Here is a 21,896-nt window from a genome sequence, read left to right as displayed (position 1 = left end):
CATTGGCCGCCCGGGAGCACCGGAGATGTCCGATGCGCACGACCCCCAAGCTGGGACCCCAGCACTGCCACGACCTGAGCGCCTGGCTGCGCGGCGACGTCGCCGCCCCGGAGCCCGGTGAACCCGTCGTCGCCACGCTCCGCTTCGTCGTGATCGAACGCTTGGGCGGGCTGTACTGCAGCGCCCGCGAGCTGCTCCGTAACAGCCTCGTGGACGACCCTTCGCTTGCCTGGGCGTGGGCCTGCGCGTGCTCCATCGTTGCCGAATTCGAACGCGGCAAGCCGGGCCGCCGGTCGTACGACGAGCAGACCGCCCTGGTGCGCCTGCGGGCACTGCACGAGCACTGCACCGGCCGCGCCGAGTCGCTCTCGTCGTGCGTCCTGCCCTGGGACGAGCAGGACGGCGAGTTTGCTAAGCTGCTGCAGGAATACCGGTTGCTCACCGGCATCCTCGCCCTGAGCCTCATGGAGCTCGGCGACGCCGTTGGCCGCCGTGACGTCCGTGAGTGCGCGGCAGAAAACCTAGATGAGATGGACGGACCGCACGTCGCCGCCTACGCCCGGGTGCTTCTGGGGCTGTCGGGAGATCCTGGCGAGCCTTGGCGGGCGGGCCAGGGAGCCTTGGGCGCGCTCACCGACGCCAGGAAGGAAGGTCAGCAGATCCTGCTGGGGGCGGTGCCGGCGGTCCTGGAGGAGGACAGCAGGACTGCGCGATTCCTCCGTGAAAAGCTCGCGGCGTCCCGCCTGCGCGACTTGGCGTCCAGCCAGACCGAGCCGACGGCGTTGCCGGACTTCTCGGGGCCGTCCCTACTCGTCCTGGCGACCACACAGCATCTGCCGGGCGGCGCGGAGGACGGGGCCAGGGCCGGTCGCTCGACGGGCTCGACACCGAGAACGGAGTGGGCGCCCTTCGCGGGCAAGAGATGGCCTCTCCAGCCCGTTGGCGACCTTGCCGAGGCTCGGGATGCCCTGGTCTCCGAGTTCCCGCATGCCGAGCGGATCATCGACACCATTTTGCGCGATCTGGTCGGCCGCCCCCACGTGTACCTGAAGCCTATTTTGATCGTCGGCCCGGCGGGATGCGGGAAGACGCGCTTCGCCCGCCGCTTGGGCGAGATCCTGGGACTGGGTGTGCAGATCTATCCCTGTGCGGGTGTCGCGGACGCAGCCGCTCTCGGGACAAGCCGGCAGTGGAGCACAGCCCGGGCCTGCCTGCCCTTGCAACTCCTGAAGCGGCTCTCGACGGCGTCCGCCCTGTTCGTGTGGGACGAGCTTGAGAAGGCGGGCTCGTCCCAGCACAACGGCCGGCTCCAGGACGCGATCTTGCCCCTCCTGAATCTGCCGGATGCTGCGCGCTTCTTCGACCCGATGATTGAGACAGCGGTCGACTTATCGGGCATCTCGCACATCGCCACCGCCAATACTCTAACCGGGTTGGGTGAGGCGCTCCTCGACCGGTTCCGCATCGTGCAGATGCCCGAGCCCAAGGCCGAGCATCTCCCGGCCTTGATCGGCGGCGTGCTTGACGAGATCCGGGCGGAACGGGGCACGGACGACGTGTGGGTGCCGGACTGCTCTCCCGATGAGATCGAGCTCGTCCAGGCCGTATGGACGGGTGGTTCAGTCCGCCTGCTCAAGCGCGTCGTCGAGACCATGATCAGCATGCGCGAATCCCGCGCGACACGGATGTGAGGGGAGGCCATCATGATCGATCCGACTCTCGCCCCCGTGTGGGACTACCTCGCCGGCATCATCCGCGGATACCGGCTAGCCGGTACCGTCGACGCTCGCCTCGGCCCGATCTTAGAGGAGTATGTCGGGCATACCGGCCGCCTCGTGCGCGACCGCGGCCTGACCCTGGCCGAGGGCCTCGTTCTGGCTCAGGCCGCCGTCACCGCCGCCGGCCGGCTGGCCCCGCTTGAGGAGGCCCGCCGTGTCGCACGTTGACGTCTACCGGAACCTGACGCGGCGTTGCTGGAGCGTTCGGCAGGGCGGCCGCCTCGTCGCCCATCGCGACGCCGTCACGCTGATGGACGTGACTTTCCAAGTCAGCGAGGCGGGCCGGCAGCGGGTCATCCGCCTCGGGCAACGAAGCGTCATGGCGCACGCCCGGGGTACGATCACCGAGGCGCGCCAGTGGCCCTCGGCGGTCCGCATCCGGTTCTGCCCCTTCAGCGGGCCCGCTTTTGTCGACGAGGAGGGCGCTCCCGTCGCCACCGCGCACCTGGTTCATTTCTCGGCCGACGGCGCCGCGTGGGGGATCCTGTCATGAAGGCACTCGCCTTAGTCCTGCTCGCGTCGGCGCCGGCCTTGGCCGACAGGTACCCGACCACGAGCGAGCCCTGGCACTACGAGGGGCGCGCCCCGGCCCGCGGCGGCGAGGCGCGATTCGCCCGGCTCGATGCCGTCCCGGACCGGCGTGGCGGCTGGACCGTGGCCGTGACGTGCGGCCGCGTCAGCCTCACGACCGGGCGGGAGGCCGTGACGTACCGTGGCACCGGATCGGGCGGTCGATCCCGCGGTGGGTTGCTCGGCGGGACGATGACGGCGACCGGTTACCCGACCCTGGGCTGGACGATGTCACAGCAGCGGGACGGCATCCTCGATCAGCACATCGTCTTCGCCGCACCGGGCGAGGACAATAATTGCCCGAACGGCACCGGCGACATCAACACAGGGGACTGAGATGGCAAGGAAGAGAGAGCACTGGTTTTTTTACCTTCGCAGATCGCGGAAGAAATACTTCCCGGCTGAGGCGACCGAGGCGCTTGCTCTGCGCATCGAGAACCTCGCCGCTGATTTCCGCACGAACGAATCCCATGCGACAAGGCATGAGCTCCGGCGAATACAGACGGCCGTGTCACGCATCGAGGAGGCCCTGTCGAGCGCCTCCGGAACCTGCGAGCAAGCGATGGGCCCTCCGGACGGCGCGGACGAACCCATTGGGTATCTGGACCACTGATCGCGCGGAATGACGTCACGGGTGCGCAGAACCACGTCACAAATGGCGATTCTGCGCGGAATGACGTCACGGCGAGCCGTCTCGTGCCTGGCGTTCCCCGGGGCTAGCCTTGGACATCCAGGGGGGACCGACATGAGATTGCGAGACCAGACACCTGCGGAGGTCGCTGAGATGACCGCCCTCCGCGACCATCTCCGGCAGACGCACGGCGACGAGGCCGCCACTGCTCCGCTGTTGACCGACTGGATCACGCGCCCGCACCAGGGCGGAGGTTTCCGCCTGAACGGCTTGTGCTGGGGCAGCACGGTCGGGGACACCATCATGACGACGAGCCGCATCGTCGAGATGACGGAATCGTACGCGCGGACGCAGACTGGCTCGCTCTACGTCCTCGGCCGAGAGGACCGAGAGCATAAGCGAGAGCGCAGGATGAAGGGCCAGCGCGGGCCCGTCCTCCTCGCGCCGGCCGAGGAGCCCGAGCCGGCGTTCAAGCCCTGAGGGCTGTCAGGTCGCCGGCTCGCCCCGGTGACGGGCGTGCCGCTCCCGCTCGTCGGCCTCGTCGATGAGGGTGGTCGTGAGCTTCTTCACCGCCCTCGTCATGTCGACCACGGCCTCCTGCAGCTCGCCGACGATCTTTCGGTCATCCAGGTGAAGCTGTGTGACAGTGACAGTCGTGATCCGCCGCGTCGCTGCGGCCTCGTCCAGGGCCTCCTCAGGTCGCCGGCCCTGCTTCTTATAGGCGCCGAAAAACGCGGCCAGGGCGCCCCCGATAATGGTCATGAGGCCGAACACCGCCTCCTTGTACGGCCTGACTGCCGTCCAAGTCGCATCGGCCCCTGCCAGAAACGCATTACCCAGATCAACAGCAACGGACATCAGGGCGCCGGCTCCCAATACGATGGCGCCGGCGGATTCTGCGCCATTGCCTTGCCCCAGATCCATTTGGCGATGGCCGCGTCCTTCGCGGCTCGCCACGCGCTCACAAGGTCGCTGCAGGACAGCACGGCGTAGACGCCAACCCCGGTCGTCAACGGCTCGCCCGGTACGATGAAGAGCGCCGCAACGAAAGCCCAGAGGCCCGCTCCAAGGAGCGCCGTAGCTGCCCTGAGGGCGGGCGTCCGACGGTCCCTTCCATTGATCATCAGGGCGAGGAGTCGCAGCGCAGCGACGCAGCCGATGCCGAAGCCCCACTCACGCTCCGTCCCGATCTCGGCAAACCGATTCCACTGCGTGCCCGTGTCGAACACGGGTCCGAGGACAAGGATTACCGCGAACACCAGGCTTACGGCTGCGCCCTGCCATTCCATCGCCCGGGAGGGCGTATAGACGGTGAGTTTCGGCTTGACCGTGACGACGTTCACTGGCCCTGGCGCCAGCCGCAGTGACGCTGCCCGTAGCGAAGCTGCGTCAGGACCTGCTTCTTTTCCGCGACTGACATTGTCGCGATCTGAGACTGGGACGGTAGCATCGGAGTAGCGATGTCGCAGTAGGCTCCGCCCGTTCCCGCCCCCCGGATAGCGTGGAGCACTGCCCGGCCATGGGCATTGATGTCAGGATCGGCGCGGCGAGCAGCGCCCTGTGAAGCCTTGTCATCGAGACCACCTCTGAAGTTCACGGGTCAGCTCCCTGTCGTCGAGTTGGGAGACGTCTTTCTCGATCCGCTCCCGGTCTTCCCGGGCGGCGGCGTTGGCGCGCTGGACGGATTCGAGGGCCTCGTCGCGGGCCGACGAGCGGATGCGCGCCGCGGCCACGAGCAGGGCCCACACGAACGCAGCCAGCATGCCGGCGCCGCGGGCGATCTTGCTGTTGGCGAGTAAGGTCGCCAACGCCGGGCCGAAGCCGAGCACGACGACGACGAGGGCCACGACCGCGGGCAGGCCTGCGGTCAGGATGAGCCAGACCCAGAACGTGCCCATCAGGCGACGAGCCTCCCGGACCGGTAGGCGCGGACGGCGGATTCGACGAGCGACCCGCCGAGCACCATCGCTGTCGCGAATCCGCCCGCGAGCAACACGGCCTGCCAGTGCTCGACGAACCAGGCGGTAGCGGTCGCCTGCATGCCGTCGCCGACCAGACCCTTGACGCTGTCACGTGCGGCTTTGAGCTGGTCGACGCCGCTCTGCGCCTGGGTCAGATAGCCCTGGTAGGCTGAGACGGTAGCGAGACCGACCCCACCGACCTTCTTGAGGTTGTCGCCGGCGCGCGCAGCGAACTGACTTCCTTGACCTCGGACTTCGGCGCCACCTCGCGCTCGCCCTTGGCCAGCGCCGGCGCCGCCTCCAGCTTCGCCACGAAGTCCGACGTCGCTACGCCGTCGCCGGTGAGGCCGAGCTCGACCTGTGCGGCGCCGACGGCGCGCCTGGTGGCCGGCCCGTAGATGCTGTCCGCCTTGACCGGCGTGCCGAAGGCCGCGAGGGACTCCTGCAGGGCCCGGACGCGGGGGCCGCGGTCGCCGAGTTTCAGGGTCGAGGCGTCGGCCAGCGTCGCTGCCGGCGCCGGTGCCGCCGGGAGCTTCGTGGTCCACTCGGCGTAGGCCGCGGCCAGCTTCGTGTCGTAGCCGTTCTTCTTGAACTGCTTGCCGTTGTAGCCCCGGGCGAAAGCTGCCCAGTCATGCGCGGCCAAGTGCCGGATGAGCCCGGTCGACCGCATGAAGGCGACGCCGCAAGCGAGGTGGGCCTCGATGCCGCCGCGCGTCAAGGCGGAGTGCATCTCGACAGCGCTGTCGAACCCGGCATGCTTGTGGTTCTCGCCCAGGACCTGGAACCAACCCATCGAGCAGGAGGCGTACGCCACCTCGGGATCGAGCGCAGCCGCGCGGGCGATCAGGGCAAGACGGCCAGCGGACGTTCCCTGGTCGGCGTACTGCGCGCTGCGCGGGCCCTGCCACTTCGGCACCACAAGGCCCTGGCGCTTTGCCTCGGCCAGGATGTCGGCACCCTTGGCTGCGAAGCCCCGGTAGGCCACGTGGCGCTCGTAGAGCATCGCCGGCTCGATGCCGTCGCTCGGGTCGAGGTCGGCGGATTCGAACGGCCGGCCGTTGGTCTCCGTCTCGACGACGGCGAGGAGCGCGGCGGGCTCGATGCCCTGCTGCGGCGCCGCCGCGACGACGGCCGCGACGTATCTCGGATCCAGTTTCATGATGTTCCCCGTCAGTGGTCGGCACCGCCGGACGCGGGGACACGCTTGCGCGTTTGGACGGGGGGACCGGCCCTCAGCCCGACGATGCCGTGTCGCTGAGGGGGCGGCCAGCGTCTGCAACGGACAACCCCCGCTCTGCAGCCGGCACGTTCGAGTTCGCGTTCGGAGCCCGGCGCCGATGGGCCCGCGGGTCGCCCTGCTGCCGGGCCACGCTGATGATGCGGTCGACGTAGCCGAGCTCGATGCCGCAGCGGTCCGCACACGCCTGCCTGCTCAGGCCTTCGGCCCATCCGTTCAGGACCTTCGCCTTCAGCGAGTGCACGGCGCGCCGGGCCCGATAGATGCCGCGGCGCTGATGGGTCGGAGGCGGTGACACGGGATCTGGCCTGCAGCGTTCGTAGACGGCACGGGGCGTGTCCGTACGACGGCGCGGCGCGATGCTTTCGTCAACCTCCCAAACGATGCGCGCCTTGAGCCCTACGGCCTCGGCGATGCTGATCGACCGGTCGAGGCTGACGAGCTCGCGCCCCGACATGAACCGCTTCACGAAGTCGCGGCGCACCGACGGCATCTTGGTCGCGAGCTCGCTCAGCGCGTAGCCCTTGGCCTCGATCCGGTCGCGGACGGCCTCCACGAGTTCGACGTGCTTGGGGGCGGCACCGTCGTTGTCGGCGAACGACTTGTTGAGAAGCGTTGTCAGTTGGGCCGGAGTGTATCCCCGCGCCCGGATGAGGTCGTGGGCGGCGTCGACCGCCGCGTCTCGCATGTTGAGATAGCTGTCCGCGCGACATGCCCGAACCTGCCCGCCACTCATCCTGGAAACCCCCGGCCCTGCGAATCGCTCTTTGTTCCGCGGGCCATGTATCTAGCTGCGACGCGCAAAGCTCAAGCGTGGCGTGACAACCCGTTCCGACGTTTATCCAGCACTTGCCGTGGGTTGGTTCGTGCCGGGTTCACCGGGCCCTATCGTGATCGTGGAAGGACATGTGTCGGTGGCGCGGTTCGACCCGACCGGGTTTCGAGAACCGCCCCTCGGTCTCAGAGATCCATGGTGCGTGACAATCCCAAACGGGTCCGAAAATACAGTTTTAACAGGAGAAATCGTGCAGATGGTCTGGTGCCTATGTTCACCGGGGGCTATCGTAATCGGACAGGGGATTCGGCCCCTCAGGATCTGTCCCCGGCGTGTCAGCCAATCCCGAACTCTTCGACGCCATCCGCCCGGCCGCCTACGCCTTCACCCGGCGTCAGGTCCGTGACACGCGTCGCGCCGTCGACCCCATCGCCCTCAACCATTTTCTCGACGAGACCGTATCCCGGTACCGGGAGAGCGGCGGCGTCTCGGACCTGACCGAGGGGACGGTCCGAGACGTGAAGGCTTCGGTCATCCGGTTCTGCACCGAGCGTCTTAGGGTCTCGCGGTTCAGCGTCTCGAACCAGCGGCTGTGTGATGCGGTCCGCCCGCTTGCCCGGGAACGGGCCAAGGTCCTGCGTCGTACCCAGCGTGGCCCGGTTGACCGTGTGGCCCTGCGCACGGGCATAGAGGCGGATGTCGCGGCCCACCGTGCCATGCCTGGCCACGCCCTCGCGGACGACGACCACACGGGCCTCGTGGACCGGCTGGTCGCGTTCTACGGGCAGATGACCGCGGTGGCTCCGGAGACGACGAAGCCGGGTGCGACCGACGCTGCCAGGTCCGAGCTCGACTTTGCAGCCTGGTGCATCGTGCACGGCGATGCCGTGTCAGGCGAGGACCTGAGCACGAAGGCGGTGCGGGACCGGATCGAGGGCCTGCGGACACGCTACGCCCGGCAGCGGGATGCGGACGGCACCCTGTCCCTCGTCCCGGTGGCCGTCACGTTCGGAGCCGTCCGCGGCGCCCTGCAGCGGCTCCGGGGGCAGCCCGAGCGCGAGGCCGCAATCGACGCCCTCGCGCCGACGGCGCGCGACGTCGTGCACTTCCTGGAGAACGAGGGCATGCCGGGCAAGCGCGTCAGCGTCGTCACGCTGGCTGCCCTGGCACAGAAACTGTGGGCTCCGTCACGGAATCCCGCGGCCCTGCGCCAGCACCGGCGCCGGCTCCGGGAGGCCGCGGCCGCCATCGAGGCCGCTGGCATCGGGCTGCACGTGGCCGTGCTCGCGGACCATGTCGTCGTCGCCCGTCAGTGCCGGATGCCGGTCGATCCGGATGCCGTAGTCGCTAGCGCCGTCGCCAAGGGAAGGGTCCGGCATCTTTCTCGCGGGATGATGCACATGCGTCAGGGTCCGTGGGGGACCGAGGAGGGCCTCGATGCACAGGCCACGTGCCGCCTCATCGCCTCGCACGGTGGCGATGAGGACATGGCCCGCGTGCTGCACGTCACCGGGCACGGCCAGGCCAGCGACGCCTTCCTGGCCGTCACGACGCTCTACTCGGACCGCATGCACCGGAACACGGTGCAATGGATTGCGAAGGTCCGCGGCCGGCAGAGTGGCGACCTCGCATTCCTGTCCGGTGGTGGCGACCCGGCCGTGGAGGCCGCGGCGACGTTCGTGTCGGGCCTGATAGACACCGCGACGACGTACGACCTCGGCCAAGCATGGTCCGACGTCACGGCCACGGACACGTACCGCAAGCGCCTCTCCGGGGCCGCGCCCGCGCCGGCCCGTCAGCGCGTCCTGCGCATCGCCGCGGCCCTGTGCACGGCACCTACGCCTGCCGCCTGGGAGGCCGCGGTCCTCGCCGATGTCGTTGGATACCGTCCAGGCCGTCCCTACGCCGTCGCGCCCGTCCCTGCGCCCCCGCCCACCGTAGCCATGCCGGAGCCCGCCATGCCCGCCGTCACGTCGCCGGCGCCAGATCTGGTCGCCACGTTCCAGCCGTCCTACTATCCGGACATGGTCCCGTGTTTCGATCTGATGGACGAGATCATCAGCCATCGCAGCGTCAGCCGCATGCCGGCCGCCCTGCGGCTGCTCAGGCTGACGTATGCAAGTATGAGCAGCGACTTCGACGGATTCCCATCCGAGATCCCGTGGCCCTCCACCGTCGAGGGCGCACAGGCCGGCATCGAGGCGCTGCTGGCCGCCTTCGGGCAGCCCGGTATGGCCATCCTGGCTGAGCTCGATGGCGAGCTAAAGGGCTGCATCCGCGGTTCGCTCATGGCCGCTCAGACGGTCCTGGGTCGGTACGGCAGTTGGGGCCTCCCATTCGCCAACGCGGTCGTGGCACGCATCAACGCCACCGCAGGCAGCGTCGTGACCGTACCGCACCTGCGCCGCCAACTGCTGGAGATAGGCGAAAGGTTCGCCTGGGAACTCCAGCACAACCCTCCCGCGTAGCCCCATCCCCTTGGGGGTTGTCCGTTGCAAAACCTGCTCGCCCCGTGGCCTCATAGGTCTTGCCATCCTAACACTCGCCGAGCTTCCGGCCGGTCCTAATAGATATCGGAAAAACCGATCAATATTATCTTTGAAAGCGATGGATAAATTTGTAAAATACGCCCTAATGTACGGTAATTGATTACGTTTGACGTACGTCAGGACGATCGATACCTTTGATTGGTGAAGTGCCCTACATTCTCTTTGCTGCCTCGCTGAGGACTTGAACTAATTCAGTGTACTTAACTGATGAGACGTGCTGCCCGAGGTTAATCAAACTACGAATACGCGCCTCGATCATCGTCCGATCCGCCCTGTCGCCAGGGTCCGTCGCGTAGGCGGAGCGAGCGAGAAATACACGCCGATCCGAGGCATCGAAGTTTTGGTCTCTTATAGTCTGCCGCTTCAAGTCGACACGTGCCATCCTAAGAATGATTGGCAACTTAGCGTCAAAATTCTCGATGTAGAACATTGAGACCAGCATCTTGTCGGTATCTATGTGTATGACGTCAACGTCATCTAGGTCGCCGTACAGGACGCTTGCACACCCGACGAAGCCGCGCAGGTGGAGTGGCAGGTCGTCCTTGTCGTCCCGCCGGAAATGTATCGCCCTGTCACCGTCGCGATGTGCGATGCCCGCCTCAACCGCTTGTCCGCAAGCTTCCCGGATGCGCACCTCGTCTCGAAGCGTGAACAGGTAGGCCAAGGCTGCGTCCTTAGCCTTGGCCACGCCCCCGAAGAAAACGCGGGCATCGCGCTGCAGGCCGGAAGCGAGGTCGCTCAGGGCGACGGATTTCGAGAAAGCGACGAGGGCGAAGTATTAAAGCAGATCCTCCTTCCGCGCTTTCGCTGCTTTGATGAAATCGTCGCGGTCGTAGATGCCCTCGCACCAAGCGATGGCTCGAGACAGCGATACGTTGGACTGTCTGAGCACCTTGGCGACGTCGGACGGAACCTCGTCCGAGACGGGCGCCATTCCGTAGTCGAGGAGGGAACGCCATAGCGTTTCGAGGGCTGGCTTGATTCGCTCGACGAGCGGCTCCCGAAGCGGGACCGACCGTTCGCGCGGCGGGCGGAACGAGACGGCCCGCTCGGATCGGCGCACCTGCCTCCGGAAGAGGAACTCCCGTTCGTCCGCCGCATCCCGGAATGCGAAGACGACGCCGAGCCCGACGGCGAACCCTTCGACGCCAAGGGCTTCGCGAACCATGTCCTTGAGCTCGGCTGGGGTGAAGTACCGCTGAAAGGTTCCCCGGGAGGTGACGACGCCGTCGCCATAGGGTCGTAGTCCGGCGGTCGGACGATGCGCCCGGTCGTCGGCTACACCCGGGGGCGGGAAACGGCTACGGGCCGAAGCGTCCGACGACTTGCCGGATGTCCGGCCGCCAGGGAACCACGTTCATCGGGCCGCGGCGTCGCAACCATGGCGTCGCGGTCCGCAGACGCGTCCCGTCAGGACGCGCTGATCGGGCCGGGCGGCTGCGGCGCTGGCGGCTCGGTCGGCGGATCCCCGATGGGCGGCAACGGGTCCTCACCCGGGCGTGGCGTATCCGACTGCATGGCTGTCCCCCTTGTCCGCCGACCTGGCGACGCACGTCAACGCGCGCGGGCCGCCGCGGGTGCGCTGCCGGCCCATGCTTTCCACCGCTCGGTTCCCGCTCAGCCGAAGGTCAGGGCGGACCGCTCCCTCAGGGCCTTGCGCAGGGCCCGGCTGAGGTCGGCGACCGAGTAGGGTTTGCCCAGCAGCGGGAAGCCGTCGGTGCCCTCCGAGGCCAGGACGTGACTGTACCCCGAGGTCAGTACGACGGGGAGGTAGGGCCATCGGCGCCGGATCTCACGGGCGAGGTCGACCCCGTTCATGCCCGGCATCACCACGTCCGAGAACACGACCTCGAACCGTTGGCCCGACGCCTCGATCTCGGCGAGGGCGGACTGCGCGTCCTTCACCCAGGCGGCGTTGTACCCGAGTTCCATCAGGGCCTGGGTCGCGAAGGCGCCGACCTCCAGGTTGTCCTCGACGACCAGGACGGGCGTGCCGTGTCCCTCGGTGAGCGGTCCCGGATCGTCCCGCACGACCTCACGCGCCTCGATGTCGGCGGAGCGCGGAAGGAACAGGGTGAAGGTGGTCCCGACGCCGACGACGCTCTCCACCGCGACGTCGCCCCCCGACTGCTTGGCAAAGCCGAACACCTGGCTGAGGCCGAGCCCGGTGCCGTGGCCGACGCCCTTGGTCGTGAAGAACGGCTCGAAGATGCGCTCCAGCAGGTCCGCCTCGATGCCCGCGCCGGTGTCCGAGACCGACACCGCCACGAAATCGCCCGGCACGGCCGGGTGCGCGCGCAAGGCCGGGATGCGGTCGGCGCGCCTGACCGCGATGCGCAACCGCCCCTCGCCCTTCATCGCGTCGCGGGCGTTCACCACGAGGTTCACGAGCGCCGTGTCGAACTGGCTCGGATCGGCATCGACGTGGCAGGGCAGCCGGTGGCCGAGCCCGTCCATCCCGGCATCGGTATCCGTCTCGACGCGGATGCGCGCGCCGGTCAGCGTGCCCACCATGTCGGCGATGGCCGCCACCGACTGGGTGACGTCGAACACCGCGGGGCGCAACGCCTGCCGGCGCGCGAAGGACAGCAACTGGCTGGTCAACCTGGCGGCGCGGTCGACCGTGTCGGAGATGGCGTCGACGTAACGGACCCGCCGCTCCTCGGCGAGGTTCGGTCGCTTCAGCAGGTCGGTCGAGGACTTGATGACGGTCAGCAGGTTGTTGAAATCATGCGCCACGCCGCCGGTGAGCTGCCCGACCGCCTCCATCTTCTGCGATTGCCGCAGCTGCTCTTCCAGCGTCCGACGCTCCGTCACGTCGCGGCCGGTGGCATGGAAACGGTCCCCCTGCGGGATGGCGTTCCACGAGATCCAGCGATGGCCGCCGTCCGCGGTCCTGAAGCGGACGTCCAGATCGGAGAGGGACCGTCCAACCCGCAGGGGCTCGAACGCCTGCGTCGCCGCCTCCAGGTCGTCCGAATGCACCAAGTCCTCGATGCGGGTGCCGACGAGGCTCCCCGCCGGCCAACCGAGCAGCTCCGTCCAGGCCGAACTGACCGCGCGGATCGTCCCGTCGAGGCCGCAGACCACGAGCAGGTCTCGGCTCGTCCGCCAGACCAGGTCGCGCTCGACCAAGTGGTCGCGGTCCCGCGATACCCGCCGCTCCTCGCCTTCCTGCCTGGCTGTGGCGTCCTCGAACAGTACCGCCACCCGGTTCTGCGCCTGGCTGCCGATGCGCACCGCGTGGACGTCGAAGATGCGACCCAGCCGTGACGCCGTGCCCCTGAACCGCGCGTCGCGTCCGGTGCGTGCGACCTCGCCGTAAGTATCGAACCAGTGCTGCTCAAGCTCGGGTTCGATCTCGCGCATCCAGCGGCCCTCGGCGCCCGCGAGCCCGGACTGGCGCTTGAAGGCGGCGTTGACCTCGACGAAGCGGTAGTCCTCGGCCCGGCCCCGCGCGTCGAAGCGCATCTCGACGATGCAGAACCCGGCCTCGCCGTCCTCCAGCAGGCTGCGGAACGAGGCGCCCCGCCGGACGGCGTTGCCCTCCTGCTCGCGGAAGCGCGTCAGGTCGAGCTGGCTGCCGAAGAAGAACAGGAGCTCGCCGTGCGGGCCGAAGACTGGGCTGACGTAGAGCTCGTTGACGAAGGGGCTGCCATCGCGCCGGTAGTTCAGCAACTCCACGACGACGTCGCGCCGGGCTGCGACCGCGTCCCGGATGCGCGCCACGTGAGCCGGATCGGTCTCCGGCCCCTGGAGGAAGCGGCAGTTGCGCCCGACGAGTTCCTCCGCCGCGTAGCCGGAGAGTTCCAGGAAGGCGCGGTTGGCGAAGACGATGGGGTTGTCGGGCAGGTTCGGGTCGGTGACGATCATCGCCATCCGGGTCTTGTCCGCCGCGGTGAACAGCAGGTCGGACCGGGCGGTGCCGACGCCGGCCTCCGCCGCGGTCGACGGTGCGTCCGGGGTCCGGCCGGCACGCAGGCGGGCGACCTCCGCCAGAAGCGCGGTCTCGCTCCGACGCAGCCGCTCGACCTCCCCCCGAAGATCCTCGATGTCCATGGGCTCGGTCTCTACCCGGCATCCGTACTGGGACCAACGCCTTCCGGGGCGCTTGGCCGGAAGTCGGGTGCGTCCTTTGGTCTGGACGGTGCCCGGTGCCGGCAGGGGGCAAGCTGACCGGTGGACATCATCGGCGCGTGGTCCTGGCCGCCTCGGCCCTGTCGAGGGCGGCGCGGAAGCCTTTTTCCAGGAACGGGCGTTCGACGAAGGGCACGTGGTCTGGCAGGTCGCCGGGCCGCGGCGTGATCTGCGCCGATACGACGACAACGGCCACGTCCGTCCGGCGACGCGTGACCTCGCGCGCGAGCGCCAAGCCGTCCATCGACCCCGGCATGCGCACGTCGGTCACCACCAGCACGACCCCCTCGTCGAGCCGTTCCAGCGCCTGGGCGGCGTTGCCGGCCTCGACCACGGCGTAGCCCTCCGCTTCGAGGAGGTCGCGGACCTCCAGGCGGAAGAGCATCTCGTCCTCGACCACTAGGGCGGTCTTCGCGTTCGGGGCATCGGTCATGGCGAGCGGCAACGGTCCGCCCGACCCTTCGTTGCGTCGCGGCGTCAAGCGACCGCCTGGAAGTCGGCCAAAGACGCCTCGACGAAACACGCCACTCCCTCCGGGCGGTAGTCGAGGGAGAGGTCGGCGTTGACCTGCGCCGTCAGCCCACGCTCGATCAGCCGCGACCCGAACCCCTTTCGCGATGGCGGCACGACCGGTGGACCGCCCCGCTCGGTCCAGGCGATGCGCAGGCGCGGCGCGTCGTCCGGCCCGACCAGCGACGCCGTCACCGCCACCGTTCCGTCCGGCACCGAGAGCGAGCCGTACTTGACCGCGTTCGTGGTCAGCTCGTGCAGGGTCAGGGCCAGGGACAGCGCGGCCTTGCCGCCGATCTCGACGTCCGGCCCCTCGAAGGCGACGCGCCGCCCCGCCGATTCCTGCACCCCGACACCTTCGCGGACCACCGCCGCCAAGGATGCGCTCTCGGCGGCGCCGCCGAGTAGCACGTCGTGCGCCTTGCCGAGCGCGACCAGGCGGCTGCCCAGGACCTCGCGCGCCGCGTCCATGTCGGTGGCGCCGCGCAGCGTCGAGGCGGCGATGGCCTGCACCATCGCCAGCAGGTTCTTCATGCGGTGCGAGAGTTCCTGGTTGAGCAGTTCCTGCCGTTCCTCGGCCCGCCGGCGGATGTCGATGTCCGAAACCGCCACGACCGCGCCGACCGTCGAGCCGGCCTCGTCGCGCATCGGGACGCCGACGACCTCGATCCAGACGCGGCTGCCGTCGCCGCGCTGGTACTCGCACCGCAGCTCGGCGTGTCCCAGACCCTCGCGGATGATGCGGCTGAGCGGGTACTCCTGAGGCTCGACCCGGCGGCCGTCTTCATGGAAGGCGACCCACTCGCCGTAGCTCTCGGCGTCGGGCGAGGGCAGGACAGGGTGGCGGAAGATCTCCTCCAGCCGCCGGTTGCCGCCGACGATGCGACCGGACGGCGCCTCCGCGAACAGGATACCGACCGGCACGGTGTCGAGGACCGCCCGAAGCGACGCCTCGCTCGCCTGCAATGCCTGACGCGCCCGCTTCTGCTCCGTGAGGTCGCGGGTGACGGTGCCGTAGCCGAGCCTGCGCCCGTCGGCGCCCCGCACGGGGAAGAGGTTGTAGAGGACCGGGACCGCCGCCCCGGTCACCACGTGCCGGAAGTTCAGCTCGCCTTCCCAGAAGCCGTCCCGCTCGACCGCCGGCAGCACCTCGTCGAGGACGCGCGCACGCTCCTCCGGCACGAAATAGTCCACGATGGGGATGACCCTAGCCGCGGCGAGATCGGACAGGCCGATGAGGCGCCGGCCAGCCTCGTTGACGAAGTCGACGCTCCCATCTGGGCCCGCCAGTCCGATGAAGTCCTGGCTCTGCTCGACCAAGGCGGCGAGACGGCGGGCCTCGGCGTCGGCCCGACGCTGGTCATCCACGTCGACCAGCACCGTCACCGCGGCCTGGATCGTGCCGTCGCCGTCGCGCACGGGACCGCTCGACACCTCCAGGAGACGCACCTCGCCCGTCCCGGGAATGCGGTAGCGCATCTCCTCGCAGCGCACCGTCTCGCCCCTCCGCAGGGCGCGAAGGGTCGGGTACTCGGCCGGCACATACCGGCGACCGTCCGGGTGCAGGGCGCCGTAGGAGACGTAGCGGGCGTCGCCCTCCGTGCCGAGTCCGTGGCCCAGGATCTCCTCGGCCTTGGCGTTCAGCGACGACGGCATGCCGGCCTCGACCCCGGCGATGGAGATGCCGACGGGGGCTTGGCGGAAGATTGCCTCCAACAAGCCGCGCTCAAGCCCGAGGCGGCGCTCGCTCGCGCGCAGGGCGTCTTCGCCCCGCTTGCGCTCGGTCAGGTCGAGCATCGCCCCGATCAGGCGGCAGGCGCGCTCGTCCTCGCCGCGCATGACGTAACCCCGGTCGAGCACGTGCGCGTAGGAGCCGTCGGCGCGCCGGAAGCGATACTCCTCCGTCCAGGTCGTGCCGTTGCCGTCAATGACCGCGTGGATCGAGGCGTCGACGCGGTCGCGGTCCTCAGGATGGACCTGCGCGATCCACCAGGCGCCGGTCGGCTCCATGGCCCCCGGCGCGTGACCGTAGGCGTCGGAGAGGGCCCCATTCCAGAGCACGTGGTCGCTGACGAGGTTCCAATCCCGGATCGCGTCGTTGGTCGCCTGGGCCGCAAGCCTGTAGCGGTCCTGGCTCTCCTGCAGGCGGGCGGCGGCTTCCTTCTGCTCCGTCCGGTCGCGCAGGATCTTCACGAAGCCGATGGCCGTGCCAGCCTCGTCGCGCAGCACCATCATCTCGCCGTTGGCCCAGAAGCGCTCGCCGTCCCGGCGCAGGTGCCAGCGCTCGTCGATGCCGGTGCCCTTCTCCAAGGCCGAGTGCATCTCCTGCGCCGGGATGCCGTCGCGCCGGTCCTCGGGGGTGAAGAAGGCGTCGGCGGTCTGGCCGCACATCTCCTCGGGGCGCCACCCGAGGATGCGGGTGGCGCCAGCGTTCCAGTCCGTGACCCGCCCGTCGAGGTCCAGCAGGATGATGGCGTAGTCCTGCGCGCTGTCGAACACGGCGCGGCGCCGGTACTCGGTGAGCGCGGCGGCCCGGGTCGCCTCGCGTTCGCCCGCCTCGGCGAGGCCGGACGCGGCCGAGCCCGCAAAGACGCCCAGAACCTGTAGGTCATCCTCGGCGAAGGCGTCGGGACGGCTGGACTGCAGCTTCAGGACGCCGACGACGACGCCGCCCCTGCGCACCGGCACCATCAGGCAGGAACGCAGTCGCAGTTTCTCGGCGAGATCGCGCTCGACCCGGTGGTCGCGCAGCACGTCCGGCACGCGAAGCGGGACGTCGTCCCGGTAGCAGGCGCCTGCGAGGCTTCCCTGGATCGAAAGGCGCAGGCCGAGTTGCGGCGCGAGGCCGTCCGTTACGGCGCGGTAGACGAGGTCCTCGCCCTCGCGGATCTCGACGGCGCCGGCTTCGGCGGCGGGAACGGCGCGCATCGCGCCGTTGAGCACGGCTCGAAAGCTCGCCTCGAGGTCGCCGCCCGCCGCAGCGACCCCAGCTAGGGTCACCGCGACCGCCTCGCCCTGGCGACCGGCGCGGTCGCGGTCCGAGAGAGACCGGCGCAGAAGAAGTTGGTCTATGACCTTTCGGGCGAGCGCCTCCAGGTCCTCGACCTGCTCCGCGGCGAGGCCGCCCGGGCGCGGAACGTGGTCGATCACGCACAGGCTGCCGAGCACCTGCCCCTCGGGCGTACGCAGCGGGGCGCCGGCGTAGAAGCGCAGGTGAGACTCGCCCGTCACCAGCGGGTTGGCGTGGGTGCGCGGGTCCCTCGTCAGGTCCGGGATCTGCAGGACGGCCGGTTCCGTCAGGACGAACTTGCACACCGAGCGGTCGAGGTCTGTCTCGCACGCTGGGAAGCCGACACGCGCCTTGAACCACTGGCGATCGCGGTCGACCAGGCTGACCAGCGCCACCGGCGCGGCGCAGAGGCGCCGCGCGAGGTTGACGATGTCGTCGAAGCCGCGCTCGGGCGGGGTGTCGAGGACGTCGAACGCTGCGAGCGCGCTCAGCCGCGCGTCCTCGTCGATCCGGGCGGGCCGCATGACTTGGTTCACGGGCTTGCGTCCTTCACAAGCGCCGATGGGGACCTCAGTCTTTCCGGCTCGCCGACGTCGACGGCGACGATGCGTCCGCCGGGTGCGTAGACGGCGCCCATCACCTCCTCGAAGTGTCGCCGGACCGCGGCGTGGCACTCGCACGAGCCGGCCTCCGCGCGGGCCCGATCCGGGAGGGTGATGCGCCCGTGGCCGATGGTGATCAGGCCGTCCCGTTGCATGCGCCCGAGCACCTCGGTCAGGTAGGCGCGGCGCACCCCAAGCATGTCGGCGAGAAGTTCGTGGGTCACCGGGAGTTCTGGCGTGCCGATCCGGTCCTGCAGGGTCAGAAGCCAGCGTAAACAGCGCCGCTCGATGGTATGGGCGGCGTTGCAGGCGACCGATTGCAGCACCTGCGCGAGCAGGCAGTCGGCGTAGCGCACGAAAAGGTCGCGCAGGCTCTTCGACGCCTGCTTTGCCTCGGACAAGCGGGCGGCGTCGATTCGGATGACCGAGCCGCCGACCTGAACGACCGCCTGACCGAAAGCCGGCAGGTAGCCCTGGCTGACGACGCCGCCCATGGCGCCCTCGCGGCCGATCGTGGCCGTCTCGACCGACTTCCCGTCCATAAGCGGGACGACCAGGGTGACGACGCAATGGTGCGCGGGGAAGGTGACGTGGCTGACGTCGTCGCCGGCGCGAAACAACACGTCGCCGCGACGGACCTCGCGGCGTTCCGTGTGAGGCGCGAGCAGGCCACGGTCGTCAGCATCGAGTGCTTCGAGCAGCAGGTTGCCGTCGATAGTGGACGAAGGGCGGATGTTCACGGGGATGGTCGCAGAGGCGGCGGTCGGGTTGTCCAGTAGCGGACTTCCTGGCGCAAAGCTGTCCGATACCTGACAACTCGCGCCGAAGCCCCGGGGCGAGCTTCGATTTTTTTAAGCGGGCCGACGGCGTCAATCGCGTAAGCGTAGGAGCGACCCCTTCCGGGCGGTCAGGATGCCGGAACGCAGTCGGCGTGAACCTGTCCGGGCAGGAGGGGTGTCGGCAGCCGGAATCGGAAGGTCGTGCCGCGGTCGATGGCGCTGGTCACGGTGAGCACGCCGCCCTGTCGCTCGACGAGGTCGCGACACAGCAACAGCCCGAGCCCGCTTCCACGCTCCCCCGCCGTGCCGTTCGTCGTTGTCCGCCGGTCCAGCCGGAACAGGTCGTCGACCTTCCCGGGCGGCATGCCGACTCCCGTGTCAATGACCGAGATCTCGACTTCGTCCCCGTCGCGGTGGCCCGAGACGGAGATGGTCCCGCCGGGCAGCGTGAACTTGACGGCGTTGCCGACGAGGTTGCGCAGCACCGTGGTGAGCATGTCCCGCTGGGCGAGGACGACGATCCCGCCGCAGGAGGCTTCGAGCTTCAATCCCTTGTCGGCGGCGGCTTCCGCGGCGCCGTGCACAACCTCGGCGGCCACGGCGGCGAGGTCGACGTCGGTCAGGGTGACCGCCATCGTGTCCATCTGCAGGCTCGCCCAGGAGAACAGGCTTTCAAGCAGGGCGTAGGCCTGCGTCGCCGCCGCGTGGATGCCCTTCGCCCGGCGCTCGATGGATGTCGGGTCGCGCGCCGCGACGGCCTTGCCGAGCACCTCGGACAGGCCGAGCAGCGCCTGGAACGGGTTGCGCAGGTCGTGGGCGATGATGGAGAACAGCAGCGACTTCTGCCGGTTCAACGTGTCCAGTTCGAGGGACTTCGCCTCCGCCTCGCGGCGCGCCGCGGCGAGCTCCGCCTGGAAGGCCTGCCTGGCCTCCGCGTAGCGGATCGCACGGGCCAGGCCGGAAGGCGTGACCTCCGCCTTGTCCAGGTAATCCAGCGCGCCGGCCCGCATCAGCCGGGTCGCGAGGTCGGGGTCGGCCTCGCCGGTCAGCATCAGCACCGCCCGCGCTTGCCCCTCGGCCGCCAGCAGGGTCCTGAGCAGCGCGAAGGTATCGATGCCCGGCAGCCGGTAGTCGAGCAGCACGCAGTCGAAGGTTTCCGCCGCGGCGAGGTGCAGGCCCTCTTCGCCCCCGGACGCCTCGGCCAGGGTGTGCGCGAGGCCGGACTTGGCGAGCGCCCGCCGGACGGCGGCCCGGTCTACCGCGTCGTCGTCGATCAGCAGGATGCGGGTCGGGGTCGTCACCGGGGTGGCTATGCCGGGAACTCGACGACCTTCCAGTAGTGCTCCAGCAGCGCCACCGCCTCCATGAAGGTGTTGGCCGGATCGCGCTTGACGATGTAGCCGGCGACGTTGTGCCCATAGGCGCGCATCCGGTCCTCGTCGGCCTTCGACGTGGTGATCATGAACACCACCGCCGAGCGCAGGTCTTCGTCGGCGCGCACCGCCTCCAGGAACTCGATGCCGTTCATGCGCGGCATGTTCAGGTCGAGCAGGATCAGGTGCGGCTTGGGCAACCGCTCGCGGCCGTTCTCGCCGCGCAGGGTCTCCAGCGCTTCGATGCCGTCTCGGGCCACCGTGATCGGGTTGCCGATCTTGCTCTTCTTGAAGGCGCGCTTGAGCCCCTGGACGTCGACCTCGTCGTCGTCGACCAGCAGGATGTTAACCGTCGAGCCCATCCGCCTGTCCCTTCCCGCTGTCGAGCGGCCACGTGAAATGCACCGCCAACCCGCGACCGTCCGGCCCGTCCGCGAGCCAGACCTTGCCGCCCTGGCGGTCGACCAGCTTTCGCACGATGGCGAGCCCCATGCCGCTGCCCTCGACCTCGTCGCGGGGCTTAAGCGTCTGGAACATGCCGAAGACGCGCTCGCGGAACTGCTCGGGGATGCCCGGCCCGTCGTCCGTCACCACGAACTCGACGGCGGTCCCCGCCGGCCTCGCCTCGACCGAGATATGACCCTCGGCCGGCCGGTCGTGGTGCTTGATGGCGTTGCCGATCAGGTTCTGCAAGGCTTGGGTCAGCGGTGCCCGGGCGGCCTGGAGCGTCGGCAGAGAGTTATCCGCCGTAATGGTGAACCCTTCGGGCGGGCTGACCAGGTCGGCGAGCTCCTCGACGAGCGACCTGGTGTCGATCCGGTCGACGGCAGACTCGCCACGGCCCGCCCGCGAGTAGGCCAGGAGGTCGTCGAGCAGGCTGTCGAGCCGGCGCACCCGGCTCTTGAGCAGCTCCATGTTCGTGAGGACGTCGCCGGTCAGCGAGCCTTCCAGGTCCTCCTCGATCCATCCGACGAGGTTCTCGATCCCTCGCAGGGGCGCCTTCAGGTCGTGCGAGGCGACGTAGGCGAACTGCTCCAGTTCCTCGTTCGAGCGGCGCAGGTCAATGGCGTGGCGCGCGAGTCTGCGCTCCATGCCCTTGCGCTCGGTGATGTCCGTGTTGGTCCCGAACCAACGCAGGATGCGTCCGTCCGGCCCGCGATGCGGTTGCGCCAGCGACAGGAACCAGCGGTACTCGCCGTCGGCGCCGCGGAGCGGGAAGGTATCCTTCCACGGCTCGCCGGTTCGGAACGCCTCGCTGATGCGCTCCACGACGCGCTCGACGTGGTCCGGGTGGTGGACGTCGCGCCAGCCCCACCCGCGCATCTGCTCGATGGTGGTGCCGGTGTAGTCGTACCAGCGCCGGTTGTACCAGATGATGTCGCCGCTCGGCTCGGCGACCCAGGCCATCTGCGGGAGCGCGTCCGCGAGCGCGCGGAAGTCGTCCGCCGTCAGGTTCGCGGCTCGCTCCACGCATGCTCTCCTTCGTCTATGGCGGTAGGGGGGATGATGCCGGCCACCCGCGCCGGGATACGTCGGGCGCGCAATGTGATGACAAAGCGGCGACGGCAAGGCCTGCCAAGGAGTGATCGAATTGACTGGCCGTTGTTGCGCCGACATCTCCACTCCGGCGGGCCCAAGCCCTCGGGCAACGAAGCGACGCGGAACGGGATGCGCGACGGGACACACGGTTTGACGCGCCGCCTGCTGGACGAGGCCGTCGGGCGCGAGATCCATGCCAATGCCCTGGCGGACCTGGCGGTACGCTGGCCCGGGGACGTGCACGTTCCGACCTTGCGCGTACTGGCCCGCAGTCAGCGCATCCGTGCCATGGAGTTGCGTGGCACGGCGGCTGCCCTGCTTCATCTGCAAGGACTTGGCGGCCAATCCACCTCAAGCTCACGGACGCCCACTGCGGTTCGGGCAGGGCGATCATGGTTCGCTTGAGCGCGGCACCGCGGGCTAGCAGCCTAGGTCAGCGGCCTAC

At 69.1% G+C, this 21,896-nt stretch carries 21 protein-coding genes; 6 read left to right on the top strand and 15 right to left on the bottom strand.

Annotated elements, in window-relative coordinates; translation table 11 throughout:
- The first annotated feature begins 2 nt into the window (after positions 1–2).
- The 5 genes from OXS27_RS20890 to OXS27_RS20870 all read left to right on the top strand — a co-directional run bounded on the left by OXS27_RS20890 (position 3) and on the right by OXS27_RS20870 (position 3,459).
- Entirely contained in the window at positions 3–1,691 is a 1,689-nt protein-coding gene (locus OXS27_RS20890; RefSeq protein ID WP_267358513.1) for an AAA family ATPase, read from the top strand.
- Positions 1,692–1,703: 12 nt separating this feature from the next.
- Complete coding sequence (locus tag OXS27_RS20885) at positions 1,704–1,946, top strand: hypothetical protein (protein WP_267358512.1); 243 nt, start codon at positions 1,704–1,706, stop codon at positions 1,944–1,946.
- Positions 1,933–2,271 carry a hypothetical protein gene (locus tag OXS27_RS20880; protein WP_267358511.1) on the top strand — a complete coding sequence of 113 codons (339 nt, stop codon included), beginning with the start codon at positions 1,933–1,935 and terminating at the stop codon, positions 2,269–2,271. Before OXS27_RS20885 ends, OXS27_RS20880 begins: the two co-directional genes overlap by 14 nt.
- Positions 2,268–2,684, top strand: a complete 417-nt coding sequence (locus OXS27_RS20875; protein WP_267358510.1) for a hypothetical protein — start codon at positions 2,268–2,270, stop codon at positions 2,682–2,684. The genes OXS27_RS20880 and OXS27_RS20875 overlap by 4 nt, the downstream gene beginning before the upstream one ends.
- 448 nt (positions 2,685–3,132) lie before the next feature.
- Positions 3,133–3,459: a hypothetical protein gene (locus OXS27_RS20870; RefSeq protein ID WP_267358509.1), complete on the top strand. Its 327-nt coding sequence runs from the start codon at positions 3,133–3,135 to the stop codon at positions 3,457–3,459.
- 6 nt (positions 3,460–3,465) lie between these two features.
- On the opposite strand, the gene OXS27_RS20865 is transcribed toward OXS27_RS20870, so the two are convergent.
- The 6 genes from OXS27_RS20865 to OXS27_RS20840 form a co-directional block, all read right to left on the bottom strand.
- Positions 3,466–3,837 (bottom strand): hypothetical protein, encoded by a 372-nt coding sequence (locus tag OXS27_RS20865; RefSeq protein ID WP_267358508.1) that lies wholly within the window; start codon positions 3,835–3,837, stop codon positions 3,466–3,468.
- On the bottom strand, positions 3,837–4,322 hold the full coding sequence (locus OXS27_RS20860) for a hypothetical protein (RefSeq protein WP_267358507.1): 486 nt from the start codon (positions 4,320–4,322) through the stop codon (positions 3,837–3,839). Before OXS27_RS20860 ends, OXS27_RS20865 begins: the two co-directional genes overlap by 1 nt.
- A gap of 228 nt (positions 4,323–4,550) precedes the next feature.
- Positions 4,551–4,877 carry a hypothetical protein gene (locus OXS27_RS20855; protein WP_267358506.1) on the bottom strand — a complete coding sequence of 109 codons (327 nt, stop codon included), beginning with the start codon at positions 4,875–4,877 and terminating at the stop codon, positions 4,551–4,553.
- Positions 4,877–5,020, bottom strand: coding sequence for a hypothetical protein (locus tag OXS27_RS20850; protein ID WP_267358505.1), 144 nt, complete (start codon positions 5,018–5,020; stop codon positions 4,877–4,879). The genes OXS27_RS20855 and OXS27_RS20850 overlap by 1 nt, the downstream gene beginning before the upstream one ends.
- Positions 5,021–5,091: 71 nt before the next feature.
- Positions 5,092–6,099 (bottom strand): N-acetylmuramidase domain-containing protein, encoded by a 1,008-nt coding sequence (locus OXS27_RS20845; RefSeq protein ID WP_267358504.1) that lies wholly within the window; start codon positions 6,097–6,099, stop codon positions 5,092–5,094.
- Positions 6,100–6,172: 73 nt separating this feature from the next.
- Positions 6,173–6,865: a hypothetical protein gene (locus tag OXS27_RS20840; protein WP_267358503.1), complete on the bottom strand. Its 693-nt coding sequence runs from the start codon at positions 6,863–6,865 to the stop codon at positions 6,173–6,175.
- 419 nt (positions 6,866–7,284) lie between these two features.
- Between OXS27_RS20840 and OXS27_RS20835 the strand changes: the two genes are divergently transcribed.
- Entirely contained in the window at positions 7,285–9,420 is a 2,136-nt protein-coding gene (locus OXS27_RS20835; RefSeq protein WP_267358502.1) for a hypothetical protein, read from the top strand.
- A 232-nt stretch (positions 9,421–9,652) separates the two neighbouring features.
- Here the strand turns inward: OXS27_RS20835 and OXS27_RS20830 are convergent, their stop codons facing one another.
- From OXS27_RS20830 to OXS27_RS20790, 9 genes are all read right to left on the bottom strand, one after another.
- Positions 9,653–10,165 (bottom strand): hypothetical protein, encoded by a 513-nt coding sequence (locus tag OXS27_RS20830; protein ID WP_267358501.1) that lies wholly within the window; start codon positions 10,163–10,165, stop codon positions 9,653–9,655.
- 114 nt (positions 10,166–10,279) lie between these two features.
- Positions 10,280–10,669 carry a hypothetical protein gene (locus OXS27_RS20825; RefSeq protein WP_267358500.1) on the bottom strand — a complete coding sequence of 130 codons (390 nt, stop codon included), beginning with the start codon at positions 10,667–10,669 and terminating at the stop codon, positions 10,280–10,282.
- Between the two features lie 449 nt (positions 10,670–11,118).
- Positions 11,119–13,560, bottom strand: a complete 2,442-nt coding sequence (locus OXS27_RS20820) for a PAS domain S-box protein (protein WP_267358499.1) — start codon at positions 13,558–13,560, stop codon at positions 11,119–11,121.
- A 127-nt stretch (positions 13,561–13,687) separates the two neighbouring features.
- Complete coding sequence (locus OXS27_RS20815; protein ID WP_267358498.1) at positions 13,688–14,071, bottom strand: response regulator; 384 nt, start codon at positions 14,069–14,071, stop codon at positions 13,688–13,690.
- 44 nt (positions 14,072–14,115) lie between these two features.
- Positions 14,116–17,682, bottom strand: coding sequence for a PAS domain S-box protein (locus tag OXS27_RS20810; RefSeq protein ID WP_267358557.1), 3,567 nt, complete (start codon positions 17,680–17,682; stop codon positions 14,116–14,118).
- An 8-nt stretch (positions 17,683–17,690) separates the two neighbouring features.
- Entirely contained in the window at positions 17,691–18,500 is an 810-nt protein-coding gene (locus OXS27_RS20805) for a Crp/Fnr family transcriptional regulator (protein WP_267358497.1), read from the bottom strand.
- Positions 18,501–18,667: 167 nt separating this feature from the next.
- Positions 18,668–19,840, bottom strand: a complete 1,173-nt coding sequence (locus OXS27_RS20800; protein WP_267358496.1) for a hybrid sensor histidine kinase/response regulator — start codon at positions 19,838–19,840, stop codon at positions 18,668–18,670.
- Between the two features lie 8 nt (positions 19,841–19,848).
- Positions 19,849–20,274 (bottom strand): response regulator, encoded by a 426-nt coding sequence (locus tag OXS27_RS20795; RefSeq protein ID WP_267358495.1) that lies wholly within the window; start codon positions 20,272–20,274, stop codon positions 19,849–19,851.
- Positions 20,258–21,382, bottom strand: coding sequence for an ATP-binding protein (locus OXS27_RS20790; RefSeq protein WP_267358494.1), 1,125 nt, complete (start codon positions 21,380–21,382; stop codon positions 20,258–20,260). The genes OXS27_RS20795 and OXS27_RS20790 overlap by 17 nt, the downstream gene beginning before the upstream one ends.
- Positions 21,383–21,896: the final 514 nt, after the last annotated feature.

The organism is Methylobacterium sp. GC_Met_3, from assembly GCF_026540775.1.
GTDB lineage: Bacteria > Pseudomonadota > Alphaproteobacteria > Rhizobiales > Beijerinckiaceae > Methylobacterium.
This window is presented reverse-complemented; position numbering and strand designations above follow the sequence as displayed.